Here is a 13,031-nt window from a genome sequence, read left to right as displayed (position 1 = left end):
GCGCTCGAGGGGTCCGAGCTGGGCGTTCCCGTTGTCGCGTACATCTATGAAGTCTTCACGACACTGGCGCCCCCACCACAAATGACCTCCCTTTTCCCTCCTGCCAACGCCCTGGGGCCTGCACAATACAGGCCGATGCATTGCCGCCACCCTTATGGTATTGGCCCAGCGAGCTGACTACGCAGATGGAGCGCCGATTCTGCGGACCTTGAACTGAGGAGAACGCCAATGTTCAATGTGGCCGGAAAGACAACTGGGACAAGAGGTCTTAGGCTCCGTCAGGGAGAAGCTTTCCCCCGTTTGCGGTCTTCGACGCAGATGCCTTTCCAGCCATAGTCCGTGAACTTCCCACAGTAGCCACTGAGGGTCGAGGGTCGGCACGATGTCCATCCGAGCTCATCGACTACCTAAGCTTTTCGCCCATCCAAGATCTTCGCACACCCAAATTCTTCGAACACAGTGGCAATGGCCTATGCGGACCACGCGGCTTGTTCCAAGTCGTCGTCGACCTTGAGACGCAGTGCCACGTAGGAAGACGGCGACATGGCATCCTGGCGCTCAGCAGCGATGAGTTCCGTCGTGCGACCCCACAGCCCTTGCTTGGTGCGCGATCCACACCCAATTATCCAGGGGCAATTACACGTACCACCGAACCTCGTGGGTGAGCGAGGCATCACGGCTGGTCTGTTGGGAATTGAATGGATTTGACATTGGCTGCCTGATAGATCTGATGTTGTACGTTTGCCTTGATATTCCGTCTCGGTAATCGTCGTTAGCCTTAAAGGTCTGGCTCGGCCGACCGGTCACCCGGCTTCGTGGATGGCCTCCTGAAAGGACGTGCCGGACCCTCGTCGAGGACGAACGGCAGACACTGTCTGTTTCACGTGAAACATTATGCACTGTCAACTGCATAGCGCGGCGGGCGGAAGCTGACATCGAGATGCATGGGACTACACCTAGTTGGGAGGTGGATAAGCCTGTGGATAACTTTGGGGATAAGTCTGTCCCTTGCTAAGGAGTGCCTGTTTCCAGAAGTGTCCAAGTTGCACAAAGTAAGAGACGCGTGCACCGCGATCCTTCCTGGAAGATTCGACGCATGTTTCACGTGAAACGCTCCGGCAGGGAAAGGGGTGTATTTCATGTCACATGATCCCAAAACACTTTGATTTGCGGGAATTTGGCGCGTACGCGAACCGAAGGCGACACGGAGACCCTCACCAGATCCGGAGTAGTCAGAGGGAGATGAATCGGGGTGGCGAAGATCAGCGCAATGAAGAGCTGTGGAATCGATATGTTGAAGGCCAACTGGCCGGTGGATAAGCCTGTGGATAACTTTGTGAATAACGTGAGCCAGTCTCCGGGTCTGCGTGCCACTGCTGGCTTCCCGGGATCGCTCAGATTGGACCGACCCTCGATGCGCCGGCGTCTAGTCCATAACTGCGAAGTCGACTGCCGTGCAAGGGCAACAGCATGTTCAATGCCGAAGGCCGTCTGGGGCTCGTCACGGTGGTGTATTAGGTTCGCCGGTGAACCGCGGTTCATGCAGGAAGGTACTGAGGGCCGGTCAGAGCCAGGTTTCGACTCCGACTCCGGCTTCTTTGATCGGATGTTTCGTCCCCAGGGACTGGGTCGAGCTCTATGCCGAAAATTTCTAACTGTCCTTCTGGGGCCATCGCTGGGCGGGCAACGGTAGCAGCGTACTGCAAGTTGCTGTACGCATTTCCCCAAATGGTCGGGACGAGGAGCGCATCGTGTACGAGTCAACGGCCTCCCTATGGTCGTCCCCTACTGGGCGCTAACGTAAGTGGCGTTTGCGGGCGGTATGGTCAGCGGCGTCGTCCTTGAGATTGTAAGGCTTCTGTCGGAGTAGACTGCCTTCCGCCTAGGAAGTCCTCTGCAGGGGGCCCATCCATCTTGTGAACGTACAGCTAGACGGTCAGGTTACTTACCATGGTGGCTCAGTACCACTGGTGTGTTTCACGTGAAACATTCGGATCGCCTGGGGTTTCCCCGCAGAGCACTTCCTTGGAAGGCTTGGGTTCCGATATCAATCTCTTGCCGTCGAGCGTGATCGAGTGCTGGGTGGTTCCCGGCCCGACAGTTGATAGGACATTCCGGTGGCGGCAAGTTCTCCATGAAGCTGCCGCTCCTTCATTTTCCCAAGGTGCGTCGACGGTAGGTGGAAGGAGTCATCTCGAGCGCAGTAGAAAGCTGGCCGCCCACGCACGTCGCAGGAAGAACTCTCGACTTGTAGGTCATGCTTCCATGGCCAGGCCAGATGAGCTTCTTGCTATTGCCGGGCAGGGGCTCAGGAAAGCGCCAGTCGGTACTCCTGGAGGTCTGCGCGCCGCAGTAATGAAGTCCCACTGTCCCGTACGCGGGCCTGAGTCGCATTTGGTTCCAACCGCCCCGTCTGGGCCGTGTGGGAGTATGTACGGCTTCACTGGTGTCACCAGCACGCACAATGCACTCTTTGCACGTTGGCGCAGGAGCTGTTCCTGCAAACAATGAAGCTGCCAGGTGCCAGTCAAGATGTTTCACGTGAAACGGACGTCCAGCCCTGGAGAGCTCGTTGCTCTGAATAGGTTTGGGCACGCCTGCCGGGTCCATGGAACAATCGTGTAGTTCTCGACGCCAGACGAGTCGAGCTCCACCCCGAGCTGTGTCCTCCAGCCGCCAAATGCAGCCTGGGGTCGAATGCCCGTTACGCATTGAACTCCGACGAAGGAATTCGCGCATTGGACACGAGCGTTGAAATGCCGCTCCACCTTAAGTCGAATGCCACACCAGTTCTAGTCCCCAGGAGGACGGCAGGGGCGGCTCTTTTGACACCTGCAAGGGCTAGCAAGTCGAGGGAGCGTTCGCACTCCCCTATGCTCCATGATCAAGGTTGGAGTGAACTATTGGGCTGTCGGACTGTAGAGTGCGCCGTATTGAAGCGCGGTGGCCGTTCTCAGGCGTATGCCGATACCTTCTGGTGTATTCCTGACAGGCGAAGCTCAATTATCTAGATCCGCCAGGGAACGCGTATTGACATGGACAACAGCTCAGACGATGTTCGCGAGAGATTACTGTGCTTGCATTGAGTCGTTCCGGGGCAGATTCTCGAAGCGGGTATTTCATGAAGCCGGTCATCGCAGTCGTCTATTGCATTGGTTAGGACAGCAGCAAGGGGGCAAACGAGCAAGGCTGGGAACTCACTACGGTCAAGTGGAGCGTACCCAGGGTTGCCGACCCCTTGCTTCATTGCTATTTGTGATGCTGCCGAGTGCTCGCGGGCCTATGTTTCCTGAAACAGTCCTTCTCCTTGGCTTCAGAGCGTGTTTGTCTCCCCAGGTGAATATTCTTCACCACTGCACGGAGATGTTTCACGTGAAACACCGCGAGACTCCCTCGATGTGAGCAGGGCAGCAGTTGTTGTCCGAATTTGTAGCCGATGCCGGGATGGTTTTGGGGCTCGAAGTTTGGCCGCGGCGAAGCCGCTTCACGTGAAACATCTCGAGCGCCCCGACGTTGACCGGAGGAGCTCAGCGACCAGAAGTGCACCTGTTTGCCTCCGGGATGCTCCACGGAACGTGAGCCGCATGAACTAGCGACCTTGGAATCTTGACTGCATGCCTCCACTGCGGAGCGAACGGCACGAAGGGGAATAGGGGAAAGAACTGTGCATGTCCCCTACTAGGCCGCTTGAGACTCCTGGGTGTTGCTTGACATGAGAGGTAAGGGCATTGAGGTTCAGAGCCGGGTGTTATCAAGAGTCAGGCGGTTGCGAAGTTGCAGATCCAAATGATGCTGTCGATCCGGAGCGTTATGTACGGGCTTGTTCGACAATTTGCCACCGCAAACCCATCGGCGTTGGTGAAACTATTCGGCGAACCCGGACATTGGCATCAGATGACGTCGGAGCGGCACGACTGATGCCCTGCAACGATCGCAACTTCCCCGGCGGACTGAGAATGAGTATGCGCGCTGCTGTTTGCTGTATCCGGTTGAACATGGCCTGAGATAGGCGCCCAATCAGTGGTCATCGCTAGGCAGGACCATAATTCTCCACGGCCCTGTCTGCAGAGCACTTCAGGATCTGAGAGAGGATCCGGCGGGAGGGGTGGGGATGTGAGAGAGGATCCGGCGGGAGGGGTGGGGATGTGAGAGAGGATCCGGCGGGTGGGGTGGGGATGTGAGAGAGGATCCGGCGGGTGGGGTGGGGATGTGAGAGAGGATCCGGCGGGTGGGGTGGGGATGTGAGAGAGGGGGTGGCGAAACGCGTCAGGATGTGAGAGAAGGACGTGTTTGCCTACCCCAGGTAAGGGGAACACGCATTGAGGAGTTCGGCGGACGCACAGAGCCTTTGGCGCAATCACACCGATAGAAACAAACTCTAGGGGGTGCAAATTGGCCAAATGCAAAAAGCCGGCGACTCCCACTCCTTCAGGAGGGACAGCCGCCGGCTTTTCACTGACTAACTAAGGGGAACCTAGGACAAGACGTCTGCGAATTCCTTTTCGAAGAACTGCTTTGGCTTGGCGCCGATGACCGTGCTCTTCACTTCTCCCCCGCTGAACAGGTACACAGCCGGGATGGACGTGATGCCGTACTCGGCAGCGATGGCAGGGTTGTCGTCGACGTTGAGTTTCACGACGTCAACCTTCTCGCCGTATTCAACGGAGATCTCGTCGAGGATCGGGCCGAGCTTGCGGCAGGGTCCGCACCACTCTGCCCAGAAGTCCACGATGACTGGCTTCTCGGAAGCCAGGACATCGGTGCTGAAGCTTGCGTCAGTTACGTCTTTAGCGTTGCTCATAACTTTTCCCTTCGTATGGTTGCTGGTCTGGTGAAGCTCAGGAATGCAGGTCTGCGAGGTAGTGCTCCACATCCAGGGCAGCCACACAACCGGAACCCGAGGCCGTGATGGCCTGGCGGTAGGTGGGATCAATGACGTCGCCTGCGGCGAACACACCCTTGATGTTGGTACGGGAAGTCCGGCCCTCTACGGCAATCGTTCCTTCGGGGGTCAGATCAACTTTGCCCTTTACGAGTTCCGTGCGGGGATCGTTGCCGATGGCCACGAAGACGCCGGTGACGTCGAGTTCAGATTCGGTACCGTCAACCAGGTTCTTGAGCTTGAGGCCCGTTACCTTGTCATCGCCGAGAACGTCCTCTACAGCAGTGTTCCAAATGAAGTTGATTTTCTCGTGCGCCTGGGCGCGGTCGCCCATGATCTTGGAAGCTTTGAGGGTGTCGCGACGGTGGACCACTGTGACGGACTTGGCGAACTTGGTAAGGAAGAGGGCTTCTTCCATGGCGGAGTCGCCACCACCGATGACGGCGATGTCCTGATCCTTGAAGAAGAAACCGTCGCAGGTTGCACACCAGCTAACACCGTGGCCCGACAAGCGCTTTTCGTTCTTAAGTCCAAGCTCGCGGTAGGCCGAACCGGTGGACAGGATGATGGCCTTCGCCTGGAAGGTCTCCCCCGTGCCGATGGTGACCGACTTGATGTCGCCGTCGAGGTTCAGTTCGGTGACATCCTCGAAGAGAATCTCTGTGCCGAAGCGGGCTGCCTGTTTCTCGAAGTTTTCCATGAGATCTGGACCCATGATGCCGTCGGGGAACCCCGGGTAGTTTTCGACGTCCGTGGTGTTCATCAACTCGCCACCAGCAGTGACGGAGCCGGCAATGAGCAGAGGCTTCATGTTGGCGCGGGCGGTGTAAACGGCGGCTGTGTAACCGGCGGGGCCTGAACCGACGATGATGACGTCACGCACCTGCGATGCGCTGTTTTCTGCAATGCTCACGTGGCGTGAACCTCTTCCTTAGTCGRTGCTGCGGCTTTCGGGGCAGCCACCTGACTCAACCCCTTCAACGGTCCAAATATTCCGTTGGATTTGGAGGGCCTAAAACCCACCATCATTCAGGGTACCGTCTGGAGGCGTGGCGAATCGAAGCGGGGACGCCGGATGACTGATGGCCACATCAGTCACAAAGACAGGCCCACATGCGAAAACCAGGTAGCAGCAGGTGTCGTTTTGGCGGCTCAAAACGCGCTCAACTGCAACCTAGTTGGGTAAGCGCGGCGAAAACGGAACTACTGGACCTTGACCTCGGCCAAGCGCAGACCAAATCCGAACTGTGTCTTGGGGGCAGCAAGTTTAGGCAGCGTCTTGATGACCACTATGACGTACTGGGTCTGCGTGGGTGCAGCCAGCGGCATTGTCAGTTCCGGGGACGTGAAGCTGTTGGTGCCCACGAGCTTGGCACCGTCCATTGCGGGACGATCGTTGGTGTAGACGCTGATGCTTCCACCCGAGCCGCCCAACTGGTTCAGCACCACTGACTTGACCTCTGTGGGCTCCTTGAGCTTCACCACCAAGGGCATCTCACCAGAGAGTCCACCCCAGTTGGCGGAAGCGAACTCCATGTCGGACCAGTAACTGGCCGGGTTCCCATCAAATGCTTTGGGAAGGTCTTTGTCGAACGATGCAGCGAACGGGAAATCCCCGAGGCGCGTAATGCCATCGATGGCTGGAGGCGTTGCGGGAGCAGCGGTCTCGCTGGGCGTCGGTTGTTCGGATTCGGTGCCCGCTGATGGCGATGACGCCGTTGTTTTGTCTGAGGCCGCCGGAGCGCCGCTTGGCAGGAGGCTTCCCAGGTTGGTGACCGCCAGGACAAGGCCCACGATCAACACGGCAGCAAGCAGACCGCCTACGAGCCAACGCAGGGACCGCGGCTCGCGTTCCGGGGTTTCGTCCTCGTAGACCTCTTCATCTTCGTAATCTTCAGTGGCAGCGGCCGACGCCGGGAAGCTGGTAGGAGCGCGATCGTAACCAGGGTCTGAGCTACCTTCCGTGGCTTGGGACGCGCCACCGGCAGCGAGGCCGTAGTCCTCCTCGGACCAGAGCGAAACCTTTGGTTCGCCAGCAGGCTCGCGAGTCGGCTGCGAAGTGACGGCTTGGGTAGGCGGCTGAACCGGGGCAACGGGTGTAGTAGCAGGCGAAGCTCCGGACGACGGCGACTGTACAGCCTGCGTCCGCGGCTGGGCTTCCGTACTAGCAGCGGCAGCAGAAGTACCGCCAGCACCGGAAGCTCCATCCGCGGCAGCCCCGGCGTCGTGGTTCTTGGATCCGGCGTTCTTCAGAGCGGCAGCGGCAGCAACTCCTGCTGCCCCGGCGCCAGCCGCAGCCGCAGCGAGCTTCCCGGCGAGACCACCCCTGGCCGACGACGGGCTGGATGAAGGCATGGGCGGAACGTTACCGGCAGGTGTGGCCGTCGCTTCGCGGGCAGCATCCGATTCCGATTGGATGGGGTAGCCATTTTCGTCGTACTGGATGTACTCGGCTTCGTGCTCGTCGTCTTCGTAGAGGCCGTCATAGGTTTCGGGCTCGTAGGTGCGGGCCTGGCCGAAGATCTCGCTGCCGAGGGTTTCCGTGAAGAACGGTTCCACGTACGGCGGGTGGGTGGCCACCACGAGATCAAGAAGATCCGGCGCAGTGCTGTGGTTGGTGATCAAGTAGGTGGTGTTGTCGCTGACTCCGAGGTCCAGGATCTGGACATGGCCAGGGCGCTCCCCTGTGGCGACCTCGCGGGCGCTCTGTGCTACCTGCTCGGCATTTCCGGGACCGGCAACGAGGATGCTGACGGGGCGGTTGAGGACCTGGTCCACGCCGTCGAGCACCAGATCTTGGTCATGCGAGGTCAATACGGTGGCCGTGACCTTATAGCGGCCGCCAAGCACTGATCCGACGTCGATCGGGTGGGACACGTGTTCCTCCTAGGCTGTCCGGGAGCTGCGGGTCCTGCACGCGGTCCGCCCGGCGAGCCGGTGGTACCGCTTTTGCAACTACCTGTATTCATTTCTAGCCTAGCCGATTGGCGCCCGCCGCCCATGTTGACGGCACCGGTTCACTTCTTCCGCTTCTGCCTGGTGTGCTGTCCAGCTTCCCCGTTGGCGGGAAAGTAGGGATTGTGGCCAGGATCGCCTTGGTAAGTTCGCCTGCCCGGCAACGGGACCTGCGGGTGGAACCTTCCGCCCTTGGCCGTGCTCGGTACATCCTCATCCGGCAGATAGTTCGTGTGCAGTTCTTCAGAGCCGGAGGTGTCAGAAAAGTCTGAAGTTTTGGCTGGAACCTCGGCGGCGGGCTCCGGTTCGAGTGCCGGGCCGGCTCTGAAGGAGGCAGCATCGAACTCGCCCGAGATGCGAGGAATCAAACCGGTATCATCCGAGACTGTGGCGCGTGCCGCCGTCGTGGGTTCAGCAGCGGCCCCTGCCATGGCCGGTGCGCCGCGGCCAAAGCGGCCCATCAGCGGGCGCATGAGATCGCGCAGCTCGGTGACGTGGAAGACGCGAAGCAGGAGCAGGTAGGCCACCAGCATGACGGGCCCGACGACGACCACGGTCACCAAGGCTGCCGGCCGGCTGCTCCACGCGAAACCATCGGCACGGTAGGCGCCCAGGAGCCACAGCGCCAGCGCACCCGCAATCGCCGAACCAAGGCCCGCGTAACCCATGCGGATGTAGGAGTTGGCGATTCGTGGACCGTCGAGGTGGCCCAGCATGCGGCGCAGGAACACGACGCTGATCACCACGGACAGGATGTTGCCCAAGGTGTAGAGAACCGCGATCGCATAGATGATCTGGCCTACGGGAAGGAACTGGATGAAGAAGGCGCCCACCACATAAACGACGGCGAGCAACAGCTGCACGTAGAGGGGTGTGCGGGCGTCCTCGTTGGCGTAAAACACGCGCGACATCATGAAGTTTGCGCTCATGAACGGCGTGCTCAACGCCAGGATGGTGAGCGTCTGGGCCAGCATGACGCCGTCCTGGGGCTTCCCGCCGGAGAAGAACATGCCCAGCGGGCCAGCCAGCGCGAACAGTGCCAGGGCTCCAAAAACTGTCGCGACAGCCATGGTTCGCAGTCCATGGGAGAGCGCGTCACGCAGTTCGGCCTTGTTGCCATCCTGGGACGCCCGCGTCATGCGGTTAAAGAGGACAGTGGCCAGAGAAAGGGCAATGATCGAGTGCGGCAACAGGTACAGTTGGCTCGCCACTTCAAGGACGGCGTTACCTGGGAGAGTGGAGGCCGCTGTGGTCTGGCCTGAATTGTCCAGCCGGAGCCGCTCAGCGCCGGGAATTGTGGCAATTTTCATTACGTAAAGGAACGCCAACTGCCCGACGGCGGCAGTCAGCAGCGTCCATACGCTCAGCTTGGCTGCCTGGCCCAGTCCAACGCCGCGCCATCCGAAGCGTGGCCGCAGGCCCAGTTTCAGCCTCATGACGGGAATCATCAGGATGGCGGTTTGGGCGATCACGCCGAACGTGGAGAACCCGGCAATCAGGAATGTCTGGGTTGGTCCCCAATTATCGAGTGTGTGGGGATTCGTGTAGTTGGCACCCAGGATCCAAATGAACATGCCCAGGCCTGCGATGGCCACCACGTTGTTCAGGATGGGAGCCCACATGGCCGGGCCAAAGGCGCCATGCGCATTCAGGACCTGTGTAAGAAGTGCGTAAAGGCCGTAGAAGAAGATCTGTGGAAGGCACCAGAACGCGAAAGTGACCGCCAGCGCCTTCTGCTGTTCCGAGTAGCCCTGCGTCGTTAAGTCGATAACGACGGGAGCGGCCAGTGTGACAAGGGCCGTCAGCCCCAGCAGCACCAGAACAGCCAGGGTCAGGAGGCGGCTGATGTAATCAGCGCCGCTGTCCGCACCCTTGCTGGCTTTGATGATCTGCGGGACCAGGACGGCGTTGAACACGCCGCCAGCCACCAACAGGAAGATCAGGTTGGGAAGATTGTTCGCGTTGATGAACGTGTCATTGACCGTTGAACCCAGGCCGAGTGCAGCGCCGAGCATCCACGTTTTGGCGAAGCCAAGGAACCGGGAAACCAACGTTCCGGCCGCCATGATGGCGCTGGAACGTGCTTCTCCGGATTGAACGGACTGGGTAGTTTTGGCTTCAGACATCGCCTTTATCGTCCCATGCACCCGGGTCAGAGGTGTTCGGGAAGCACTTCCCGTGCCAAATCGGCGATGCGCCGTTCATTCGGGAAGGACAATTTGCGTGCCAATTCCTGGATCGGAACCCACGCGGCGTCCACGGCCTCCTGGTCCGGGTCATTCTCGATGGTGAGCTCGCCGCCGGTGGCCTGGAGCAGGAAATGATGCACGGTCTTGTGGACCCGATGGCCGCTCACGGTGAACCAGTAGTCAATGCTGCCCAGGGGCGCCAGGATGTTGCCCTCGATGCCGGTTTCCTCGGCGATCTCGCGGACGGCAGCTTCCTCGTTGTTCTCCCGGCCTTCCGGATGGCCCTTGGGCAGGCACCATTCAAGCCGGCCACCCCTATTAAGGCGGGCGATAATCGCGACCCGGAGTTCGCCGTCGGACGTGTCTACAACGACACCACCCGCCGACACTTCCTCCACAGTGGGAAGCGAGGCCTGGACCGGGTGCTGCGGGGCAGGCGCGACGTGGGCGCCGATTGCCGACGGCAACGGTGCGTTCGTCCTCCTGCCAGGAGCGCTCGGGATCGGATTGGCCATGAAGTCCACTCTAACGACTCTTGCCCTCGAGTGATGACCGGGACATGGCCGCAAGATGGACTGCAGGAGACACGCGCTATGGGCCCGCTGGTTTTCGGATGCAACTCTGGCCCAATGCTGCGGAAAAATCTGCCAAGCTTAAGGAACTATGGCGCACGTATTGGACAGCTCTTCAGTTAACTTCACCATCGATCCGGTGGTGCTCGATCTCGGGCAGCGCTTTGTCGATGCCGGCTTCGAGCTGTCGTTGGTTGGTGGACCTGTGCGCGACCTTTTCCTGGGGAGGACCTCCCCGGACCTTGACTTCACCACAGACGCGACGCCCGATCAGACGATCTCCGTCATCAAGAAGTGGGCGGACAACTTCTGGGAAATAGGACGGGCCTTCGGCACGATCGGGATGAAGAAGAACGGCTTCCAGATCGAAGTCACCACCTACCGCGCCGAGGCGTACGATCCGGATTCGCGCAAGCCCGTAGTCGCCTTTGGCAACTCCCTGACAGAGGACCTGCTCCGCCGCGACTTCACCATCAACGCCATGGCCTTGCGCCTGCCGAGCCTGGAGCTGGTGGACCCTTTCGGTGGCGTCCGGGACCTCCACGCCTCCGAACTCGCCACTCCCGGTGCGCCCGAGGCCTCCTTCTCTGACGACCCGCTGCGCATGATGCGTGCCGCGCGTTTCGCCTCCCAGTTGGGCGTGTCGGTTCACGACGACGTCCGGCTCGCCATGTCCCAGATGGCTGACCGCATCAAGATCATCTCCGCCGAGCGCGTCCGCGATGAACTGGTCAAGCTGATTAATGGCGCGCACCCGCGCGTGGGCATCGATCTCCTGGTGGACGCCGGGCTGGCTGAGTTTGTCCTCCCTGAGGTATCCGCGCTCCGCTTGGAAGCCGATGAACACCACCGCCATAAGGACGTGTATCAGCACTCCCTGCAGGTCCTCGAACAAGCTGCTTCACTGGAAACCGGCGCCGACGGTCCCGTACCTGGTCCGGACTTTGTGCTTCGGTTCGCCGCGCTAATGCACGACGTCGGCAAGCCAGCTACGCGCCGGTTCGAACCGGGCGGTGCGGTGAGCTTCAGGCATCACGACGTTGTGGGTGCGAAACTGACGGCAAAGCGAATGAAGGCGTTGCGTTTCGACAACGAGTCAATCAAAGCCGTGTCCCGCCTGGTCGAATTGCACATGCGGTTCTATGGCTATGGAGACGCTGGCTGGACAGATTCTGCCGTCCGCCGCTACGTGACCGATGCCGGTCCGCTGCTGGAACGCTTGCATCGGCTCACCCGATCCGATGTCACCACGCGTAACCAGCGCAAGGCCGACCGCTTATCCTTCGCCTACGATGACCTTGAGCATCGAATCTCTGCGCTCTTGGAGCAGGAATCGTTGGCGGCTGTCCGGCCTGACCTCGATGGAGCGCAGATCATGGCGCTTCTGGGGCTAAAGCCGGGTCCTGTCGTCGGCAGGGCCTACAAGTTCCTCCTGGAAGAACGGATGGAACACGGTCCGCTGTCCCCGGAGGAAGCTGAGAAGAAGCTCTTGGCGTGGTGGGAAGCGCAACCCGAGTCCGCCGTCGTCGAACCTTCAACCGAAACTGCCGCAGAAACCAAGGAGTCCTCATGAACGCCGCGATCTCCCCGCGTCCGCAACTTTGGATCCTTCGCCACGGCGAGACGGAATGGTCCAAGAGCGGCCAGTACACAGGTTTGACCGACCTTCCCTTGACCGTCGAGGGTGAGCAGCAGGCTGTTGAAGCACGCAAAGTCCTTGAGGGCATCGATTTTGACCTCGTTCTGACCTCACCGCTGCGTCGCGCCCGCCGCACGGCTGAACTGGCAGGTTTTCCCGATGCTGTCCACGAGCCGCTGGCGGTGGAATGGAACTACGGAGACTACGAGGGCGTCAGCTCCGACCTCATCCGCAAGGACAATCCGGACTACCTCATCTGGACGGACGGCGTTCCCAACGGCGAAACGCTGGACGAAGTGGCCGCCCGCGCTGACAAGATCATTGGACGTGTCCTGGAATCGGGCATGGACAATGTCCTGGTAGTGGCACACGGGCATTTCTCCCGTATTCTCACAGCGCGTTGGCTGGAAATGGACGCCAGGGAAGGCCGCCACTTCATTCTTGGAACTGCCAAGGTTTGCACGCTTGGATGGGATAAGCGGACGCCGGCGATTGTCCGTTGGGGCCTCTGAAACGCGAATTTAGAAAAACTTTGGCTAAATAGCGAATTGCGCTGGCCAAGACTCCTATTCATGGGGTAGCTTATATCTTGTTCCCAGAGCGACCCGCCGGGAACAAGGCGCGCATTACTCCGGTTAATCAGTCGGAACGTAATGCCACAGCGGAAAAGGAGGTTGGGAAAAATGATTACTTTGACTAGCGGATGGAATGTGACCGTCACTGCTACCCCGGCCTCTTGCGCTGATCGACGCCCTTTTTCGAAGCATTTTTCGAAGCGCTGACCACTCCCTGAA

General features: G+C 59.8%; 7 protein-coding genes. 2 read left to right on the top strand and 5 right to left on the bottom strand.

The genetic code is table 11. From position 1 onward, the window contains the following. Positions 1-4,474 precede the first annotated feature (4,474 nt). From trxA to AC1DCM_RS05210, 5 genes are all read right to left on the bottom strand, one after another. Complete coding sequence (trxA, locus tag AC1DCM_RS05230) at positions 4,475-4,801, bottom strand: thioredoxin (RefSeq protein WP_216924410.1); 327 nt, start codon at positions 4,799-4,801, stop codon at positions 4,475-4,477. Positions 4,802-4,838: 37 nt separating this feature from the next. Beyond that, positions 4,839-5,795: a thioredoxin-disulfide reductase gene (trxB, locus tag AC1DCM_RS05225; RefSeq protein ID WP_442019000.1), complete on the bottom strand. Its 957-nt coding sequence runs from the start codon at positions 5,793-5,795 to the stop codon at positions 4,839-4,841. Between the two features lie 290 nt (positions 5,796-6,085). Further along, a complete protein-coding gene (locus AC1DCM_RS05220) occupies positions 6,086-7,759 on the bottom strand; it encodes a discoidin domain-containing protein (RefSeq protein WP_477517551.1) in 1,674 nt (557 codons plus the stop codon). 140 nt (positions 7,760-7,899) lie between these two features. Further along, a complete protein-coding gene (gene murJ, locus AC1DCM_RS05215) occupies positions 7,900-9,963 on the bottom strand; it encodes a murein biosynthesis integral membrane protein MurJ (RefSeq protein ID WP_477517550.1) in 2,064 nt (687 codons plus the stop codon). Between the two features lie 26 nt (positions 9,964-9,989). Further along, a complete protein-coding gene (locus tag AC1DCM_RS05210) occupies positions 9,990-10,493 on the bottom strand; it encodes an NUDIX hydrolase (RefSeq protein ID WP_442005289.1) in 504 nt (167 codons plus the stop codon). Positions 10,494-10,689: 196 nt separating this feature from the next. On the opposite strand from AC1DCM_RS05210, the gene AC1DCM_RS05205 reads away from it, so the two are divergent. Together AC1DCM_RS05205 and AC1DCM_RS05200 are read left to right on the top strand one after the other, a co-directional pair. Next, entirely contained in the window at positions 10,690-12,171 is a 1,482-nt protein-coding gene (locus tag AC1DCM_RS05205; RefSeq protein WP_477517549.1) for a CCA tRNA nucleotidyltransferase, read from the top strand. Continuing rightward, on the top strand, positions 12,168-12,749 hold the full coding sequence (locus AC1DCM_RS05200) for a histidine phosphatase family protein (RefSeq protein WP_442005263.1): 582 nt from the start codon (positions 12,168-12,170) through the stop codon (positions 12,747-12,749). Before AC1DCM_RS05205 ends, AC1DCM_RS05200 begins: the two co-directional genes overlap by 4 nt. Positions 12,750-13,031 lie beyond the last annotated feature (282 nt).

It is taken from the genome of Paenarthrobacter sp. 10N417 (assembly GCF_056394745.1).
This window is presented reverse-complemented; position numbering and strand designations above follow the sequence as displayed.

Bases quoted from the DNA above. Each gene is read 5' to 3' on its own strand.
- trxA (WP_216924410.1), bottom strand. From the start codon at position 4,801: ATGAGCAACGCTAAAGACGTAACTGACGCAAGCTTCAGCACCGATGTC.
- murJ (WP_477517550.1), bottom strand. From the start codon at position 9,963: ATGTCTGAAGCCAAAACTACCCAGTCCGTTCAATCCGGAGAAGCACGT.
- AC1DCM_RS05205 (WP_477517549.1), top strand. From the start codon at position 10,690: ATGGCGCACGTATTGGACAGCTCTTCAGTTAACTTCACCATCGATCCG.
- AC1DCM_RS05200 (WP_442005263.1), top strand. From the start codon at position 12,168: ATGAACGCCGCGATCTCCCCGCGTCCGCAACTTTGGATCCTTCGCCAC.